The sequence below is a fragment of the Streptomyces sp. NPDC050439 genome (genome assembly GCF_040655335.1).
Lineage (GTDB): Bacteria > Actinomycetota > Actinomycetes > Streptomycetales > Streptomycetaceae > Streptomyces.
Map to the genome: position 1 here is coordinate 16301 of NZ_JBFAJT010000001.1, position 17694 is coordinate 33994.

15 protein-coding genes and 1 pseudogene are annotated in these 17694 nt (G+C 70.7%); 11 read left to right on the forward strand and 5 right to left on the reverse strand.

Annotated elements, in window-relative coordinates:
* Positions 1-484: 484 nt before the first annotated feature.
* On the forward strand, positions 485-859 hold the full coding sequence (locus tag AB0I66_RS00105) for a hypothetical protein (RefSeq protein WP_363205376.1): 375 nt from the start codon (positions 485-487) through the stop codon (positions 857-859).
* A 981-nt stretch (positions 860-1840) separates the two neighbouring features.
* Here the strand turns inward: AB0I66_RS00105 and AB0I66_RS00110 are convergent.
* On the reverse strand, positions 1841-2794 hold the full coding sequence (locus AB0I66_RS00110) for a S41 family peptidase (protein ID WP_363205377.1): 954 nt from the start codon (positions 2792-2794) through the stop codon (positions 1841-1843).
* A 190-nt stretch (positions 2795-2984) separates the two neighbouring features.
* On the opposite strand from AB0I66_RS00110, the gene AB0I66_RS00115 reads away from it, so the two are divergent.
* Entirely contained in the window at positions 2985-3749 is a 765-nt protein-coding gene (locus AB0I66_RS00115) for an alpha/beta hydrolase (RefSeq protein WP_363205378.1), read from the forward strand.
* Between the two features lie 21 nt (positions 3750-3770).
* On the opposite strand, the pseudogene AB0I66_RS00120 reads toward AB0I66_RS00115, so the two are convergent.
* The 4 genes and pseudogenes from AB0I66_RS00120 to AB0I66_RS00135 form a co-directional block, all read right to left on the reverse strand.
* Positions 3771-3980 (reverse strand): annotated as a pseudogene (locus tag AB0I66_RS00120) (IS630 family transposase); the annotation flags it as partial.
* 24 nt (positions 3981-4004) lie between these two features.
* Positions 4005-4517, reverse strand: coding sequence for a hypothetical protein (locus AB0I66_RS00125; RefSeq protein WP_363205379.1), 513 nt, complete (start codon positions 4515-4517; stop codon positions 4005-4007).
* A 73-nt stretch (positions 4518-4590) separates the two neighbouring features.
* Positions 4591-5031, reverse strand: a complete 441-nt coding sequence (locus AB0I66_RS00130) for a hypothetical protein (RefSeq protein WP_363205380.1) — start codon at positions 5029-5031, stop codon at positions 4591-4593.
* A 361-nt stretch (positions 5032-5392) separates the two neighbouring features.
* The gene (locus tag AB0I66_RS00135; RefSeq protein ID WP_363205381.1) at positions 5393-6439 is read right to left on the reverse strand and encodes a hypothetical protein; all 1047 of its coding nucleotides are present in this window, start codon (positions 6437-6439) and stop codon (positions 5393-5395) included.
* A 212-nt stretch (positions 6440-6651) separates the two neighbouring features.
* Between AB0I66_RS00135 and AB0I66_RS00140 the strand changes: the two genes are divergently transcribed.
* The 9 genes from AB0I66_RS00140 (at position 6652) to AB0I66_RS00180 (ending at position 17620) form a co-directional block, all read left to right on the forward strand.
* A complete protein-coding gene (locus AB0I66_RS00140) occupies positions 6652-6813 on the forward strand; it encodes a hypothetical protein (RefSeq protein ID WP_363205382.1) in 162 nt (53 codons plus the stop codon).
* A gap of 1331 nt (positions 6814-8144) precedes the next feature.
* Positions 8145-9029 carry a conjugal transfer protein gene (locus AB0I66_RS00145; RefSeq protein WP_363205383.1) on the forward strand — a complete coding sequence of 295 codons (885 nt, stop codon included), beginning with the start codon at positions 8145-8147 and terminating at the stop codon, positions 9027-9029.
* Positions 9026-9358 carry a hypothetical protein gene (locus AB0I66_RS00150; RefSeq protein WP_363205384.1) on the forward strand — a complete coding sequence of 111 codons (333 nt, stop codon included), beginning with the start codon at positions 9026-9028 and terminating at the stop codon, positions 9356-9358. Before AB0I66_RS00145 ends, AB0I66_RS00150 begins: the two co-directional genes overlap by 4 nt.
* Complete coding sequence (locus AB0I66_RS00155; RefSeq protein ID WP_363205385.1) at positions 9355-10002, forward strand: hypothetical protein; 648 nt, start codon at positions 9355-9357, stop codon at positions 10000-10002. The genes AB0I66_RS00150 and AB0I66_RS00155 overlap by 4 nt, the downstream gene beginning before the upstream one ends.
* Positions 10002-12716, forward strand: a complete 2715-nt coding sequence (locus AB0I66_RS00160; protein ID WP_363205386.1) for an ATP-binding protein — start codon at positions 10002-10004, stop codon at positions 12714-12716. The genes AB0I66_RS00155 and AB0I66_RS00160 overlap by 1 nt, the downstream gene beginning before the upstream one ends.
* Positions 12713-13039, forward strand: a complete 327-nt coding sequence (locus tag AB0I66_RS00165) for a hypothetical protein (protein WP_363205387.1) — start codon at positions 12713-12715, stop codon at positions 13037-13039. The genes AB0I66_RS00160 and AB0I66_RS00165 overlap by 4 nt, the downstream gene beginning before the upstream one ends.
* Positions 13033-15834, forward strand: coding sequence for a hypothetical protein (locus tag AB0I66_RS00170; RefSeq protein ID WP_363205388.1), 2802 nt, complete (start codon positions 13033-13035; stop codon positions 15832-15834). The genes AB0I66_RS00165 and AB0I66_RS00170 overlap by 7 nt, the downstream gene beginning before the upstream one ends.
* The gene (locus AB0I66_RS00175) at positions 15834-17003 is read left to right on the forward strand and encodes a bifunctional lytic transglycosylase/C40 family peptidase (protein WP_363205389.1); all 1170 of its coding nucleotides are present in this window, start codon (positions 15834-15836) and stop codon (positions 17001-17003) included. The genes AB0I66_RS00170 and AB0I66_RS00175 overlap by 1 nt, the downstream gene beginning before the upstream one ends.
* The gene (locus AB0I66_RS00180; protein WP_363205390.1) at positions 17000-17620 is read left to right on the forward strand and encodes a hypothetical protein; all 621 of its coding nucleotides are present in this window, start codon (positions 17000-17002) and stop codon (positions 17618-17620) included. The genes AB0I66_RS00175 and AB0I66_RS00180 overlap by 4 nt, the downstream gene beginning before the upstream one ends.
* Positions 17621-17694 lie beyond the last annotated feature (74 nt).

Sequence of the window (17694 nt, forward strand, 5' to 3'; positions counted from 1 at the left end):
CGCGGCAGTCGCACCCGGTCGGTGCGGGTGCCTGCCGGTAGAGCCGGCAGGCACCCCACACACGGTCCGCGTGTCCCCGGACCCACTCGCCCGGCGGGCCCCCCGCGGCGGTGGTCGGGGTCCGTGGTCGGGGATGGTCGAGCCGACCACCCCCGACCACGCGATTCGTGACCTGTTCGTCACCGTGGTCGGGGGGTGTGGTCGACGGTCTGGTCGGGGCGGCGGGTTTCCTCAAAGCGGCAGCCCACGAGCTCTACCGGGAGATGCCCCATGCTGCGATCCGCTCCGCCCCCACTGATGTGAAGAACCCGCCGAGGGGGCGGCCGGTGTCGCGCTGACCCAGATGCGGCGCGAATCCAGCTGAGCCGCGCCGGCGTCTGGGACCTGATGGACGGACCGCCCGCCCTGGCCGTCGCCGCCGCGCGGCCCTCACCCCACGGTCTCCCCGAGCTTCTAGAAGGAGCGCAGCGAGCAGTCGACGTCGGTGGCCGCTCCCTCGTGCTACGTCGCCGAGTTCGTCGATGCGCTGCTGCGCCGCAGCTACGAGGCGAGCAGCACGGCGACGCGTCGTGCGCGGTCATTGGCCACCGACATCATGCTGCCCTCACAGACGGAGGATGCGCTCGCACCCCGGCGGGTGACGCCGACGCGCGGCACGCCGGTTAAGGGCGGGCAGTGGTGGGTGACGGCGGCCGTGCCGTACGCGGATGCGGTGCGTTACTTCGCCATACCTGCGATCACCCCTGCGGGCGGCGGCTCGTTCGTCGTGACCGCGGCACCCGCCCTGGTCGCCGCTCCGGACCTCCACCCCCGTTGCCGGAGTCCGCTTACAAGGTCAGCGTTGAGGAGAGGCCGTTAACGACGACGGGTGAGTTCTTGGCCGCGTATCTGGCCGGACGCGGTGAGGTCAGCAGAATTCTCACGCCGGGCGTGAAACTGTTGGCCGTCTCCCCCGCGGCCGCCGACTCCGTGGATGTGCAGGATCTGGCCGCGCGGGAAGAGAGCGCGACCGGCGAGAAGGTGCCGCGGGACGGCTCCCGGGTGCATGTGTGGGTGAGGATCGAGGCCCGCGACGTGTCCGGCCGCTGCCCCCTGGCCCCTGGCCTACGAGCTGGCCCTCTCCTCGCGCGGCGGCCCCTGGGAGATCGCCGCCCTCGAAGCCGGCATGAAGATCGCGGTGGGCGGTGCGCAGCGGTGGTACGCCCTCCACCACGTTGAGATGGCGGGCGTGCTGGCCGTCCTTGGCAACTCCTGGATCGGCACTGCCAAGGACCGAGGATCCAAGAGGGAGGGAGATCCGATAGATCCACGCGGAGGACTTCGCGATGCCCACGCATCTGGTGCGAGAGGGCTGACGACCAGCGGCGAACCAATGGCGCGGCATCCGACATGCGCCCCGCACCCGGGTTCGGTCACCGGCTCGACACTCCCCTCTGTCCCGCCCCTCCCATACAGCCGCAGGACATGCGTACACCTCGCCCCGGCGGCCGGCTGGTCCGCCGCCTGGGGCAGCGCCAGAGAAGAGTCGAGGCCGACCGGTGGATCGCCTTCCGCTCGCACTTCGGCATCGAGAGCCTTTATTGCCGGCCCGGTATTGAAGGCGCCCACGAGCAGGTCGGAGTCGAAGGGATGATCGGCTACTTCCGCCGCAACCGCTTCGCCCCTGTCCCTGAGATCTTTGCGCTCGCCGGAGCTGAACAAGAGGGTCAAGCAGTGGGACCGGCAGGACGACGCCCGCCGCATCGGCTTCAGGCCAAGACGGTCGCGGAGTACTTCGCACTCGAACGGCCGCCGCTGACGCCACTGTCCGACGTGTCGTTCGAGACGGGCCGGCGGCTCTTCACCCGCAGGGTCGACCGTTACGGACAGGTCCCGGTCCACCACCGCTACTCGGTCCCAGCTCGGCGCGGGCCAGGGTGTGCGCGCGCTCCAGTGCGACGGCAGGAGCGCAAGGGATGTCCGGCTGTACGCCGGTGCCCTCCCAGTTCGTGCCGGAGAGAGGGTTGATGGCACGGCCGATAGGGATTGAGGCTTCCAGATGCGGGTGCACCGTCCAGCCCTCCCGGGGGTGGGCGCCGCCGCGGGTGCGCTCGCCGACGATGACCGCGCGGCCGAGCTGCTGCAGGTTGTAGGCCAGTTCCTCGGCGGCGGAGAACGTGTGGTTGCTGGTCAGCACATACACCGGCTTGCTGCCGCCGAAGCGGGCGCCGGGGACGTGCGGCTGGCTCCAGGACTGTTCGATGCGTTCGCCCTCGCGCCAGTACATGGAGTTGAGGTGAGTGCGCTTGTCCAGCAGGTGGCTGCAGATAAAGGCGACCGTGTCCGGGTCCCCGCCCCGGTTGGCCCGCAGGTCCACGATCAGCGCCCCGGCGCGGGAGGCCAGGGCGAGCGCGGCCGTCAGGGGTTCGGCGGCCCACTGCAGCGGAAACAGCATCGGTGCCAGCTCCAGTACGGCCACACCTGCGTCGAGCGATGCCACCCGGGGCACGCCGCCCAGCGAGGTGTCGAAGTCCCCGCGTATGGACTCCAGGAGCGCTGCCCCCTGCTTCTGGGGCACTTGGTCGGCATGGTGCTGCAGGCTCAGATGCCGGTCGCCGTTGACGGACTGCAGGTCCGCGGTGACCAGCCGGGCGAACTCCTCGGCGTCCTCAACGGCGTAGGCGCCCTCGGCGTGGCGCCGTTGCAGCAGGTCCGCGAGCTGCCCGGCTATCTCTGGGAAGACGTAGTGCTCGGTCAGGAGCCGGACCAACTCCTCGATGACAGGGCCGGGCTGCAGCTTCGTCACAGTCGTCATGCCACGGAGTAGATCACCGCGCTCGCGAAAGCGTCCATACGACAACATCGGCCGACACATCACGGACCAGTTCCCCCGTGACGAGTAGCTCTCTCTAGTGCCGTGACCGGAATGGTTTGCCGGGTTGATGGGGTAGCCAGGCGGTCATATTGGGAGGCGTTTCGAATAGTCGCTGCGTAGGGTCTGCCGGATGACGCTCTCTCATGACGTGGCCGGAGACGGTCCTGTGGTGGTGCTGTTGCATTCCGGGGTGTGTGACCGGCGGATGTGGGATGTGCAGTGGCCGACCTTGCTTGATGCCGGCTACCGGCTGGTGCGCTGTGATCTTCGGGGCTTCGGCGGGACTCCTGCTCCCGACCGGCCTCACAGCGACGCCGAGGACGTGCTGGAACTCCTCGACGCTCTTGGTGTCTCGCAGGCGGCGTTGGTGGGATCCTCGTACGGCGGGCAGGTTGCCTTGGAGATCGCCGCGCGTTGGCCAGACCGGGTGCACGCCCTGGCGTTGCTCTGTTCTGCCGTTCCGGGGCATGAACCGTCTGCCGAACTGGGGGCGCTCGGCGAGCACGAGGAGGCGCTGCTCGATGCGGGGGACATCGCTGGCGCGACGGAACTGATGGTTGACACCTGGCTGGGTGCGGACGCCGACGAGACCGCCCGCGAGGCGGTACGCCTGATGCAGCGGCACGCCTTTGAGGTGCAGCTGGCCGCTGGTGAGGAGTTCGAGCCGCTTGAGGCCCAGGTTGATCTGGCGGCGATTAGGGCTCGTTGTCTCGCCGTGTCGGGCAGGCACGATGTGGCGGATTTCCGACAGATCGCTGCCCGGCTGCCAGATCTGCTCGTGAACGCCGACCATGGTGAACTGACGTGGGCAGGTCACCTTCCCAGCCTGGAGCGGCCGTCTGACATCGCCGATCTACTAATCGCCTTTCTGCGGCAGACGATCCCTGTCGGTTGAGCCCGCTTGTGGCATGTTCTGTCACCCAGCGTTGATGAGTGGTCGTCCGCCCCAGCGGATGCCCTTCTCGCTGCGGACGCGGGCCCGCTCGCGTCGCTGCGCGGCCAGCACGTCGGGGTGACGGGCGTTCTGGTTGCGCCAGCGCAGGTATCGGTGCAACTCCTGGGTCTGGACGGTGTGGTTGGGGAGGTGGGAGTTGGCGAGAGTGAACTGCCGCAGTGGTCCGAAGTGCAACGGAATTGCTGACCCAGAAGGCTAGCGGAGGGCCGGAAGAAGGCCTGCTCCGGGCCAGAGCGCGCGACCGCCCTGCCTGGTGCGCAGGTTCTCGCTGAGCGTGGCCAGGACGGCCGCGCGCTGCTCGGGGCCGTGGGTCTCACGCTGTCCGGTCTGCGGGTTCAGGTTGATCACTCGGGCCTGTGGGCTGCTGCACACCAGAGCCCGCTCCAGAGCGGGCAGCGCCAGGTCCACCGAGTCGCACGAACCGAAGCGGGCCAGGGTCAGCAGGTCGTCCAGGACGTTTTCCCAGTGAGCGGTCTGCTCCCATCCGGCGCCGCCGTCGAGTTCGTGGGTCAGGGTCGCCAGCGGCACGATCTGCCCGTCAATGCGCCGCCCGGTGTGCAGGAGGCGGTGCATCCGGGCGCCATCGGGCTGACGCACATGCGGGTGGAGCAGGGTGTCGGCAGCGACGATGGTGGTGTTGACCTCGCGCAAGCCATGGGGCGGGTAGTAGGGCGCGTGGGCGAACAGAAAGTAGATCTCTTCAGGCACGCTGTCTCCTTCGAAGGGAGCCGCAGGGCGGCGATGCGGGGGTGCGGACTATGGTTTCAGCGGCGGCCGCGGGCTAGCGGCGTGGCTCGGGGTCGGCGGTGGCGGTAGGCGTATCGGTCGGAGTGTCGGGGGCGTTGCGGGTGGGGGTGAGGTGGTCGGCCTGGCAGGCGAGGTGGGCGAGCAGGCTTTCCAGGGCGAGCCACCGACAGGTGGTGTCGGGGGTGCGGTCGGGGGCCGTGATGATCGTGGCGATCGACCACAGCGCGCGGTGGCCCAGCTGTGCGGCGTAGTCGAGTTCGGCGCAGGGGTGCGCTGCGGCGGCGCGGACGATGCAGGCGTGCTGGGCGGTCAGCTTCTGCAGGTATTCCAGGGCAGGCGGGGTGTCGATGATGCAGGCATAGCCGCGGGCGCGGGCATCCAGACGGGCGGGTACTTGGTCGACGAGCAGCGGCAGCAGAATCGCCAGCGGTAGCCCGATGGGCACCGGCAGGCCGTGCCTGATCGCCCACGCCATGCCCGGCAAGACGGCTACCGCTGTCAGGAGGGTGGTGCTGGTGACTGATCCGCCGTGGTCGAGGTAGAGGCGGATTGGCGGGCGGCGCAGGAGCCAGCGATGGGCGCACCGGTCGCGCAGGAAAGGTTCGGGAGACCGAATGGCGATCTGCAGCACCTGTCGTGGTGCAGCGTTGGGAGTGTCGGGAGTGGCCGCGCTCCAGCACCGCCAGCCCCAGGGGGTGCGTTCACGTGACCGGGGCCCTCGCAAGCCGGGCCAGCGGTCGGGCGGAGTTGGTGTCGGGTGCGGCTGGGCGGTCATCGGCTTCCTCGTTCCGGTGAGTGGTGCAGCGGACGTGGGCGTACGCGGCCGGGGGCTTGGGTCAGGTGGCGCACAGGGTGCAGCGGCCATCCCCCTGGGGATCGGCCCGGCGCGGTGTGGGGCCCGTGCACGCCGTGCATGCCGGCCAGTTGAGGCAGGCCGGGCACAGGTCCTGGCCCGGGGCGCGGCTGGGGCTGCCGCAACCGGCGCACTCGACCAGCGCCCGGCGGGCAACCGCATCGGCGACCGATCCCGCCGCAGCATCTGTGCGTGTCGGGGTGGGTTCGAGCGGCGGCGCGGCAGCGTGGTCGGGTGGGGTGGTGTCCTGGATGGATCGCAGGCGGGCGGCGATGATCGCGCCGACCGTGTGGCGCAGCGGCTTGGGCAGCGGCCGGGCGGCGATGACCTGACGCAGTTGCTGCGGCGTCCACCCCGTCTCCAGCAGGCCCTGCACGACGCGGCCTTGATCGGTGAGTGCCTGGCCGGTCAGCAGCAGTTCAGGCTGCCGGGCACCGATCGCCTTCAGCAGCCGCTCGCCAGCCGACGGCCGCCCACCCTTGCCTGCCGGGGGCACCTGCTGGCGTCCCTGGGGCTGCTCGGATCGCTGCGAGGGGGCTGCGCCGGCGGGCCCGCGCGCATGCGCGTTACGGACGGACGGACGGACGGAGTTGGTGTTCTGCTGGATGGTCTTCTTCAGACTGGTGTTCTTTGTAGGCCGATCACCCAACGTTGGATGACCCAACGTAGGGAAATCGCATCCTGGTTGCGCCCTGCGGCTTTGCGCGATGGCAGCCGCTGCAGGGGCGTCCTCGCCCAACAGGTCGTACAAATGGGCCGGCGCGTCGGTGATGGCGTAGACGACCTCGCCCAGCGTGCCGTCCTCACGCCGCTCGCGCTCGCGGATGAGGTAGCCAAATGTCTGAAGCTCCTTGAGCCCGGAGCGCACCGCGCTGCTGCCATCAGGACCGCACCGGGCCAGCTCGGACAGCGTGATCCGCCACCCGTCGCGGTGCGTCGAGATCAGCCCGAAGATCCCCTTGGCCTTGAACGAGATCCGCGGATCACGAAACAGGGCGTGAGCGATCTGCGTGAAACGGTCTCCCGCCATCTCACCGCGCCGGACCCCGACGCCATACCCACTCACCGGGGTCCTTTGGGCATAGCGACACAGATGCGTGCAGGACAGTGGGCGGCACTATGCGGCGCGGAGGCAGCGTCAGGCCAGAGGGTGTGGGGATGGGGGTATCCGTGAGTCATGCCCTGAGGCAACCGGCCAACCCCGACCGCGCCGTCGACCACCGACCCCCGACCACGGTATCGATGACGTCACAATGGCCTCGGGAGACGGTGGTCGGAGCCGCCCAAGGACCAGCCCAGCGCTCCATCGGCGACAAAGACGGCGTCCGCCGCACCATGGTCGAGATCGACGCCGAGGACGTCGCCGTCTCCCGCACAGCCGCCCCCGAGTCCGGCGCCCGCTGAACCGCCTTTTCGACGCATCTCTTTCTCGCCGCCCGAACTCAGCAGCCCCATGTCGATGGTGTGGTCGCATGTCCCGCAAGCGCCGTCGAACACAGCGCCAACCCGTCACCGCATCCGCACACTCCACACCCCTGTCCATCGCCACCGCGAGCGAGGACCGATCACACGACGGCAGCGATGACCGACCGTGATGGGCAAACGGACAGATAGGGTCACAGCGATCCGCGATGGGCCGCCGACGGGAACGATGACCGTCGGCCGATGGCAGCGGTGGCGAAAGGCACCCCATGGCGCAGTCATCGCCGACGGACTGCGCAGCCGTCACCATCGCGCGCAGAGGGCCGCCTGATCGCACGGGCGATGGCCATGCCCATCAGCGCTGCGCGACGAGCCGTGTAAGGGTGATGACCGCCTGCGCCGGAGCGGTGGTAGATACCGACCATCGCGCTCGGCATCGCCCCGACCATCAGTCCGTCAGCCTCGACCACAGCAGGTCAGCGTCCCACGCAGACAGCTTCAACCCTCCGTGCCACCCTATGCGCACGCCGCTGGGGCGAGCGGTGAGCCCGGCGTACGCAGCCACTCGTTGCCCAGCCCGCGTGCCGCCCTCGCATACGGCCCGCGCGCCATCAGCGACTCGACGGCGCTGAGCGATCGATGACCGATGACCGATGCGTGACGGCCGACACCGACGGACGATGACCGACGCGATGAGCAACAAGCGATGAGCGTGCGCTCTGAACCAACACCCTTGGCCATCGCTTCAGAGCGCACACGCTCGCCGCCGATCGCCGCGGTCCCGCAGGGGCCCTCGCGGGCGGCTTCCCCGCGACGGCGTGGTGGTGGTAGATACCGACCACCCCTCTCGGCTGTACCCCGACCACCACGCTGTCAGCCCCGACCACCCCAGGCCAGCGCCCCATGTGCAGAGCTGCAGCCCACCATGACATCACGGGCGTACGCCGCCGCCCCAGCACGCGCCATGCCTGCGGTGGTCCGTGGCGCGTGCGGACTCCGCGCCCCACCCACGCACCCGTATCGGCTGCTGCCCACAGCTCTCCTCTGCCCCTGCCCCTGCCCCTGCCCCTGCCCCTGCCCCTGCCCCTGCCCCTGCCCCTGCCCGGCAACAGTGGTCGGGGCGGTGGAGCGGCGGCCCACACCCCGACCACGGCATTCGTGACCCTTTCGTCACCGTGGTCGGGGGTTCCTGGTCGACCAAACGGTCGGGGTGAGCGGATTACCTAAAGGCATCTGCCAACTCCACGACTGCTTCCGGGAGATGCCGCATGTTCCGATCCGCACCGCGCCCAACTGGCGGGAGGAAGCACCCGGTGGCCGCCGGGGTCGCGCTGACCCAGATGCGGCGGCGTGTTCAGGTCGGCCGCACCGGTGTCTGGGCGGCATTGGCCGCCGGCCCCCTTGCCCTGGCCCTCGCCGTCAACCAGCCCACCCCCACCATCGCCGCTCCCCCCGCCGCCAAGCCCGAGCGCACCGAGCAGATGACGTCGGTAGCTGATCCCTCGGGCTACGTGGCCGAGTTCATCGACGCGTGGCTGCGCAGCAGCGACGACGAAAGCAGCCCGGCCTCCCGCCGGGCGCAGTCGATGGCCCCCGGCGTCACCCTGCCCACGCTCAAGGACGATGCGCCGGTGCCGCGACGGGTCACCCCCGTGCGCGCCACACCGGGCACGGGCGGGATGTGGTCGGTGACGGTGGCCGCGCAATACGCGGACGTAGTGCGCTACTTCGCCGTGCCCGCAATCTTGGCTGCCGGCGGCGGCTCGTTCGCCGTGACCGCGGCACCGGCTCTGGTCGCCGCGCCTGGCCCGCATCCGCTGCCCGAGTCCGCCTATGGCGTCACCGTCGGGCAGGGGGCGCTGACAAGGACGGTCGGTGAGTTCCTGTCGGCGTATCTGGCCGGCCGCGGGGAAGTCGGCCGGTATCTCGCGCCGGGCGTGAAACTGTCCGCCCCCTCCCCCGCGGCCGCCGCCTCTGTGGAGGTGCAGGAGGTCGCCGCTCGTGAGCAGAGCGCGGCCGGCGACAAAGCGGCACGGGAGGGCACGCGGGCGCATGTGCTCGTGACGGTCGAGGCGCGCGACGCATCCGGCCGCTGGCCCCTGGCTTACGAGCTCACGCTGTCCTCGCGGGGCGGCCGGTGGGAGATTGCCGCGCCCGTGGCAGTCACGAAGGTGGCGTCGGGCGGTGAGCAGCGGTGAGCGGCCTCCACCAGATGGTGTTGGCGGGGAAGTTGGATGAGCTGGGGGACTCCTGGATCGGCACCGCACAGGACTGGGGCACCAAGGGACTGCAGGCGGCTCTCATCGTGATCGTCGTCGTGATCATGGTTCAGCGGTTCTCGCTGAAGGCCGGGATCGGCGCATTGATCCTCATGGTGATCGCGCTGGGCCTCTATTCCTCCCGTAATGACCTGGCGGACATGTTCGAGGACGAGGTGAAGAACCCCGCCAAGGGGGCACCGGCCTTCGACCGCCCCTACCGCGACGGTGATCTGCTCACGACGCGCGGTGGGGAGGAGCGGAGGTGAGCGCATCCGCCGCGCCCCGGACGGCGCGCTTCTACACCGCCGCGCGGCGCCATCCCTGGGTGCTGGGCAAGCTCGCCGACTGGCGCCTGCCGCTGGGACCGTACAACGCCGCGCAGATCGGCCTGGCCGTCGTGGGCGGTTTCGTCCTGGTCAAGACGCTCTCGGTGTGGAGTGTGCTGGCGCCCCTCCCCGTCGCCGCGTGGCTGGTGGGGATCTGGCTGCTGCGCCGCCCCAAGATCGGTGGCCGGCACCCGATGGCGGCCGCGCTGGGGATGGTGGCGCTGTTCGTGCAGCCCCGCGGGGGGCGGATCGGCCAGCACGCGGCACGTGATCCCCGCGCCTCCCGCCTGGGCGGCGGGTTCACCCTCGAAGACTTCGCCACCCCCGCCCCCGCCCCCGCCCCCGGCTCCGGCCCGGCTCCCACGCGGCCCGTCGCGGCGCCGAGACGCTCACGCAGCCGAACCGTTGGGGCACTTGGCGCCCGGCCCGCACGGCGCGTCGGCCCAGTGCGCATGGAGGGATCCCGACCGACCCGACCCGCCCGGGCCCCGCAAGGGGCCGCGCCGGCAGCGGCTGCAGCTCCTGCGGCAACGCTCCTGGCCCAAGCCCGCCTCCAGGCACAGAGCCAACTAAGGGGTGCGTGATGCGCGTTCCCATCCGGCACATCGCCGGGCATCTGCTGTGGTCGACCCACGGCCACGTGTGGGCGCTCTACCGTCTGCACCCCGGCCCGGATGCCCAGGGCCGCAGCCAGGAGACCATCCCGGGCACCTATGTGCCCCCGGCCGTCCGCGATGAACTCCTGGCCAAGATCACACATTTGGTGCGGTCCCTGTCCGGCGCCCCCCGCCTGTTCGGGCTGTGCGCGCAGGTCGACCCCGCCGAGATCGCCTGGAAGATGGCCGAGGGCCTGGAAGACATCGGCGCGGAAGAGGGCCTGACGCCCGCAGCTCGCCCCTGGGTGGACCACCTTGATGCCGCACTCGATCTTCTGCAGGGCCAGGAGATGCACCAGCGCACCTGGTGGCTGGCCGTCCCCCTGGACGCAGACAACCAGGGCATGAAGGCCGCGGGCGCACTGTGGGCGGAGGTTGCCGACACCTTCGGCCTGCGGGCCGCTGCGGTGACCCGCGCGGAGGTGAGGGCCTGCCGTGAACAGGCCGGGCAGGTTCAGGCGCAGCTGGCCGGCGGTGCTTCCTTTCGCCCGGCCCGTCCCGCGGAGATCGTGTGGATGATCCAGCACGCGGTGCACCGGGGCCTGGCCGAACCGCTGCTGGGCGAGGCGGTACTCAGCGACCTGTTTGGCGGTCAGGTCCGCGGCGGGCTGCTCCGCTCCCCCAGCTACGCCGATCTCGGCCAGGTCCGCCTCCAGGAGGGTGGCACCCAGGCAGCCGTCGGGGCGGGTCCCCAGGAGCCGGCAGGAGGGGCACGCGGGCGCGGCGGCACGGCCGGCCGGGGCCGGTGGTGGAAGACGCGGTCACCATCGCCGCTGCGACGGCGCTGGCTGCAGGTCGAAAGCGAGAGTGGCATCGGCTACCAGGCCCACCTGGCGCTGGCCGAGTGCCCGCCCGCCGTCTCGTGGGAGGCCGCGGACCTGTTCGCGCAGCTGGAAGTCCTGGATTTCCCCGTCGACTTCACCATCGATCTGGCCCTGCTGCCCGCGGAGAAGGCCCGCGCCCAGGTGCAGCGCAAGAAGACCGAGCTGGTCGACCAGGCCGATCAGTACGCGGCGCGTCCCACCGGCATGCCCGCCTCCCTGCCCGATGCCGCCCGCGACTTGGGCGAGCTCGACGCGCGCCTGTCTCGGACGTCGGTGGAAGTGGAGGTGCAGGCCATCACCGCGTTGACCGTGTGGGGGCCCACCGCGCAGCTGTGTGACGCACGCGCCCGGGCCCTGGAAAAGCTCCTGGCGGGCGCTGACTACCGGGCGGTGCGGCCCGCCGGGTTACAGGTTGATCTGTTCACGTTGGGGCTGCCCGGTGCCGTGCGTACGCATCGGCTCAAGGAGTTCACCCAGCATCAGGTCAGTGAGGACTGGGCGTTGTCGGGTGCCTTCACCCACTGTGAGGTCGGTGATCCCACCGGGATGCTGCTGGGCTTCGACCTGGACTGCGGCACCACCCGCCCCGTCCTGATCAACGTGGCCGACGCACCCAAGCAGGACGCCTCCGCCTCGCTGGGCGTGGTGGGTGATCTGGGCTCGGGCAAGAGTGTGCTGCTGAAGTACGTCTGCCAGTCGGTCGTGGACCGGGGCGGGCGTGCCATCTGCATCGACCGCACCCCGGTCCGTGAGTGGGCGTCCTTCGCCAAGGCTGCGTCCCCGGGCCGTTGCCAGATCATCGACGCCGCGCAGGCCGCCTTGTCCATCGACCCGCTGCGCCTCTTTCCCGGCGCCGAGGGACGCCACTACGCGCTCAGCTATTTGACCTTGCAGCTGGGTATCGGGCCGATGTCTACCTCCGGTGAGGTCCTGCACCACGCCATCGAACAGGCCGCCCTCTCGACCTCCCCTTCGATGAGCGGCGTCGTGGAGGTCCTGCGCCAGATGGCCACCGCGCACAGCGGCAGACGTCAGGATGCCGCCGCCACGCTGGCTGGACTGTTGCGCCTGGTGGAACAAAACCCGCTGGCGCGGATGGTGTTCGATCCTGCGCTTGCGCCGGTGAGCCTGGATGGCAGCGGCGCTTCCGATTTCATCGTCATCACCACGACCGGGTTGAAGCTGCCGCCCAAGCAGGCCTTTGAGCACGCCGAGATCCTGCACCAGCAACCTTTGGAGGCACTGATCGGCCGCGCCGTGCTGTATCTGATCGCGGCGATAGCCCGCCAGGCAGCCTTCTCCCTACCCGAACGGTTCTGCATCGTCGCCCTGGACGAGCTGTATTGGCTGACCTCCTCCGCCGAGGGCACCGCCCTGGTCCACGAGATCCTGCACGATGGCCGCAAGCACGGCGCCGGACTGGCCGCAGGCGCCCACGATGCCAGCGAACTGGGCCCCGACCGTGGGCTGATGGCCTATCGCATCCTGGCCCGCACCACCGAGCGTGAGCGGGCCTGCCGTGGCCTGGACTTCATCGGCCTGGACGCAGCAGACAGCGAGCTCGTGCGGAGGGTCACCTCCGGCCTGTCCCCCGTCGGCCATAAGGACCGCGCCGGCGAAATCCTGCTGACCGGTCCTCGGCAGAACACTGGTCGCATCAAGGTCGCCATCCCCGAGATTCCCCGCATCAAGTCCCGCATCACCACCACCCCCGGCATGCGCCCTTCCCCGCGCGCCCGCCCGGCCGGAGGCGACCTGGCCACGAGCGCCCCGGCCGCAAAGGAGTCGGCGGCCGCCGCACCCAAGGAGCGCCGATGAGCCGCCGTGCAGGTCCGCGCACACCGCGCCGTCGCACCACGGTGCGGCGCACCCCCCTGGTGCTCGCCTTGGCCGTTGTGTGCGCGGTCTTCCTCGGTGTGTGTGCGGCATCTGGCGCACGGTGTGCGCCCGACGGCGGCGGGCGGGGCGGGGTCTGTGCACGCATCACCGGCCCCGCTCAGGGTGCGTGCGAGCGCGCCGGGCCCGCCGCCACCAGGCCGCAGGTGCAGGCGCCGACGGGACGGTGGCTGCTGCTGCCGACGGCGGCCGCGCTGCCGGCCGCCGTCGCCCTGCGTCCTTGGGGGTGGGCCAAGCGATGGTGATCGCGTGGGGCAGTGGGCGCGGCAGGTGGCGCACAGCGCTGCATGCGCTGGCCCTGGCCGTGGTGTTCCTCCTGGTCAACGCCCAGGTCGCCTACGCGGCCGATGGCGGCGGCGACATGATGGGCCCGCTGAACGTGGACAGCTCCGAAGGGGTGCCGATCAACGGCTACGAGCTCTCCGCCCAGGGCGGCTCGATCTTTTCCGTGAAGACCCATGCGTACGCATTCATCATGAACGGGCTGTTCACGCTGCTGCGGCTGGTGGTGGGCCTCGCCTGCTGGGCCATCGACTTCGCGCTGCGTTTTCCCCTGATCACGATGCTGGCCGATCCGGCACAGAAGCTTTCCGACACCTACGACGCCATCGTCGTCGACACCCTGGGCCTCAAAGGCCTCCTGCTGTCCTGGGCGTTCATCTTCGGCGGGATCCTGCTGGTGCGCGGCAAGGGCGGCAAGGGCCTGGGGGAAATCGTCCTCACCTTGGTGATCGCCGCGTTCGCGGCCTCGGCGTTCGTGCGCCCGGACTACCTGCTGGGACAGGACGGGCCGTTGGCCCAAGGCAAGCGGTCCGCCTCGGAAGTCGCCCAGCTGACCGTGGACTCCTACGACTGGGGCGGAAAGATCGCCAGCGGCGACGCGGGGCCCTGTGGCGGAGGCCTGTCCGGTCCGGCGCTGGAGAAGTGCTACCAAGAAGAGAACAAGAAGTCGCATTCGGCGTCCCGCATCACCAAGCCCATTCAGGACTCTCTGACCAACGTGAGCGTGGTCAAGGGATACATGCTCGTGCAGTACGGACGCATCCTTGACCCGGCCAAGGCTTCGGACCGCAAGGCCTACGCGCTGCACCTCAAGTGGGTCTCTGGCGGCTACAAGCCCACCTCAGCGGCCAGTAAAGCAGACCGCAAGCAGGCCAACGACGCGTGCAGCAAGATCAAAGGGCCCGCTCACAAGTACTGCGTGAAGGGCAAACTGAAGAACCCTGCGCCCGATCAACCCCCGACGAAGGGCGTCGCGCTCACTCCCGGTGATGCGCTGTTGGACGCGGCCACTCCCGTCCTCGACTCCCAGGACCAGCAGTTCGCCGCGTTCCTCAAGGAGTTGGAGAAGGCCGGCGCGGTGGGAAAGTCGGCTGCCGCGTATGCCAAGGAACCCACCGGCTGGCGCACCGCGGGTGTACTGCTGCTGTTCGCGGCCGCGCTGCTGATCTCCGCGATCCCCTTGTCGGCGGCGTTCGTGCTGCTGGGCCTGCAGGCCGCCGACGCAGCGGCGGCGGCGGTCGGCTCGGTGCTGCTGGTGTGGGCGATGCTCCCGGGGCCCAACCGGCAGGCCGCCTTCAAGTGGCTGGCCCTGCTGGGCATTTCGGTGGCCGGGATGTTCGCGATCTGCACGTTCTTGCCCTCCTACGCCATCGGCATCGATGTGGTCCTCACCGACGGCCCCGACGTGCCGGCCGAACGGCTGTTGGCGCTCAACGCGCTGGCCCTGGCCGCGCTCGCCTTCCACCGCAGACTGCTGGCGGGCATCACGTCGGCCGGGCAACGGCTCTCGCTGCGGATGCGCTACGCGAAGATCGGCGGCACCCATCTGCCCGGCGACGCCTCCGAGATCGGTGCCGCCCTGGCCGTGCATGGCAGCGGCGCTATGGGGACGGGGGGCGGGTACGGTCTGCGGGCACTGGGCGCGGGGTATGAGCGGCTCGGGACGCGTCAGCGCATCATGCGTTCGCTGGCCGCGATGGCCGATGGCACCGGCATGCCCCTGGACACGGGACGGCTCCTGGCGGATGCGGGCGCCGAGGCCTCTCGCGGGCTGGCCCCCTTCGCACTGGCCGCCACCGGCGCCGGCATCGGCGCGCGCGGCGCGTGGGGCCTCCTGGTCGGGAAACGACCCGACGGCCCAGTCCTTCAGCGGCTGCGCAAGCCCACCGCACAGGGCGATGCCCCGGGCAGCGGCCCGCCAGACGCCACTGGCTCCGGTCCCGGTGGCGGCACCAACGGCCCCGCAGGACCGCACGGTCCGCGCCGCGACGGACCCCCGGACCGCTACCGGGACACCGACGGCACGATCACCAACCAGAGGTCCGGGGAGGTCCTGCATGACCAGCACAGTGACCGCACGCTGCTGTCCACGCGCGCCCATAACCGCCTGGTGAGGCTGCGCGGTTACCGCCTCTTGCACCGCGGCGGACGCATCGCCTACGGCGCCAGTGTCGGGCTGCCCACCACGACCCGCCGGGCGCGTCAGCAAGCCTCCGAACACACCCAGGACGCCAAGCAGCAGCTGCAGGTGTGGGGCAACACCCTGCGCGAGGACGGACGCTCGTGGCGGCCCCACGGCCAGCCGCCCGCACCAGGTGGCCGCGACGGCGCCGCCCTGTCGCCCTCCACGCGGGCGCTGCGCACCGCCCCTGTGCCCCACGCTGACCCGGCGCGCCGGCCTCGCACCGACCCCTCCGGGGCAGCCAGGGGGCCCGCCGCGGGCGGATCCTCTCCCGACGCCGGGCCCGATCGCCGTGCCAGCGATCTGAACCTGGGATCGGCCGGGCCCATGCTCTACCCCCGCAGCGGCCGGGGCGCCGGGCCCGGGTCGCCGACCGCCGCACCAGGCCCGGCGTCCACCGATCCCGCCGACATGCGGCGCCGCGCCGAGACCGACCCCGCCGAGCTGCGCCGCCGCTTCATCGAGCGCTTCGGCGGAGCCTCGGGCGAGAGCGAACGCCAGCGCATACGCCAGGAGCTGCAACACCGCTACAGCGAAGACACCGACGCCGATGCTGATGCCGACGGTGAAAGTTGATGCGCCCCACCCGCCTCAAACGGCCGCGCCGGCGGCGCGCGACGTGGGGGTGCCTGCTGATCGCCCTGTCGACGGTGCTCGTCTGCGCCCTGCCCTTCGCCAGCATGCTGTCCGCCGCCGGGCAACTCGCAGACCAGGAGAAGGAGAGCGACATCGCCACCACCCAAGGCGGCAGCGCCGCGGGCATCGCGCCCACCATGCGCGCCGCCTACAAGACAGCCTCGAAGCTGATCGGACGCCATGTGCCCACCTGTCAGGGCATGTCCTGGCCGATCCTCGCGGCCATCGCAAAAGTCGAGTCCAACCATGCGGCCGGGCGTACCATCGCCGCCAACGGCGACATCCACCAGCCCCGGATCTTGGGCGTGCTGCTCAACGGCTCCGGACAGGGCGGCAACACCACCACCTTCCCCGACACCGACGGCGGCAAGTGGGATGGCACCGCCCAGGGCGAACGGGCGATAGGCCCGTTTCAGTTCCTGCCCTCGACCTGGCAGAGCAACGGCCGCGACGGCAACGGCGACAAAGAACGCGATCCGCACAACGCCTTCGACGCGGCGCTGGGCGCGGCCGTCTACCTGTGCGGCAACGGGCGCGATCTCAGCAAGCCCCGCCAGCTCAAGGCGGCGATCTTTCAGTACAACCGCTCCCGCGCCTACGTCGCCCATGTCAGCAACTGGATCGCCCGGTACCGGGCCGCAGCGACGGGCTCGACCAAGGGCATGGGCCTGGACGGGGTTGCGGGCAGGGCGAAGAAGGTGCTTGCCGCGGCGCTCGCCCAGCGCGGCACTCCCTATTCGTGGGGCGGCGGCAACACCCAGGGCCCCAGCACCGGTGTGTGCTGCTCGCCCAGCGGCAAGAGCGGCGCCCACATCACCGGCTTCGACTGCTCAGGTCTGACCCAGTACGCCTTCGCCCAGGCCAAAATCAACCTGCCCCGCGTCGCCTCCGCCCAGGCCGGCCGCGGCCAGCGCATCACCAAGAAGGCGCTCCAACCCGGTGACTTGGTGTTCTACGCCTACGCACCAGGGGCGGACGCCACCATCTACCACGTCGGCCTCTACACGGGCGGCGGACAGATGGTCCATGCGGCCCGGCCGGGAACGACGGTCCGTCTGGACCCCGTGGAGGCCATGCCCGGCTTCGCGGGAGGGGCGAGAGTCCTGTGAAACCGACACCTGCCGCACCCCGTTCACGGCCGCGAGGCCCCTGGCTGCTGCTGGCCAGCACCGTGGTTCTGGCTGCCGTCGGCTATCTGCTCCTCAGTCCCCCAGCGCCGCCGCCCGCCCCGGCCGGTGGCGGAAACGCAAGCCGGCCCAGCCCGCCCGGCACCGGCAGCCCGCCCCCCGCCGCCGGTCCTTCCCCCTCGCCGTCCCCGCCACCACCGTCGATGCTGCCGCCGCCCGGCGAGGGCCGGGTCGCGGATCGCCAGATCCAGCGTCTGATCGAAGAGGCCTGGCCCGCCGATCTGCCCGCACCACAGGAAAACCAACTACGCCACGACGCAGCGGAGCTGCTACGCGCGGATGCCACCGGCCTGGGCCGCGACCGCTTCCCCACCGTGTTCGCCGACCGGCCGGCCACAGCGGTCGCGCCCGCCTTCAGCCGCCTGCGCATCCAGGCCGCCATCGCCCGCAAAAAGAGCGGTGGCCAAGCGGTGGTGCATCTGGTGTGGGCCGCCGCCGACCGGGGCGGCACCTACAGCGAGGGCCGTATCAGCGACTTCACCTTCCACCGACCGAAGGGACACCGCTCGTGGACTCCGCTTCCCCACCTCCGGACCTGACCACCCCCCGGGCCTTGGCTCTCGTCCCATCAGCCCTCCAGAGTGCGGTGGACGGACTGCGGTGGCTGGCCGTC

Coding starts and splice junctions, on each gene's coding strand:
- AB0I66_RS00165 (WP_363205387.1), top strand. CDS start 12,713: ATGAGCCGCCGTGCAGGTCCGCGCACACCGCGCCGTCGCACCACGGTG.
- AB0I66_RS00175 (WP_363205389.1), top strand. CDS start 15,834: ATGCGCCCCACCCGCCTCAAACGGCCGCGCCGGCGGCGCGCGACGTGG.
- AB0I66_RS00140 (WP_363205382.1), top strand. CDS start 6,652: ATGACGTCACAATGGCCTCGGGAGACGGTGGTCGGAGCCGCCCAAGGA.
- AB0I66_RS00170 (WP_363205388.1), top strand. CDS start 13,033: ATGGTGATCGCGTGGGGCAGTGGGCGCGGCAGGTGGCGCACAGCGCTG.
- AB0I66_RS00160 (WP_363205386.1), top strand. CDS start 10,002: ATGCGCGTTCCCATCCGGCACATCGCCGGGCATCTGCTGTGGTCGACC.
- AB0I66_RS00135 (WP_363205381.1), bottom strand. CDS start 6,439: ATGGCGGGAGACCGTTTCACGCAGATCGCTCACGCCCTGTTTCGTGAT.
- AB0I66_RS00115 (WP_363205378.1), top strand. CDS start 2,985: ATGACGCTCTCTCATGACGTGGCCGGAGACGGTCCTGTGGTGGTGCTG.
- AB0I66_RS00130 (WP_363205380.1), bottom strand. CDS start 5,031: ATGGCGTGGGCGATCAGGCACGGCCTGCCGGTGCCCATCGGGCTACCG.
- AB0I66_RS00110 (WP_363205377.1), bottom strand. CDS start 2,794: ATGACGACTGTGACGAAGCTGCAGCCCGGCCCTGTCATCGAGGAGTTG.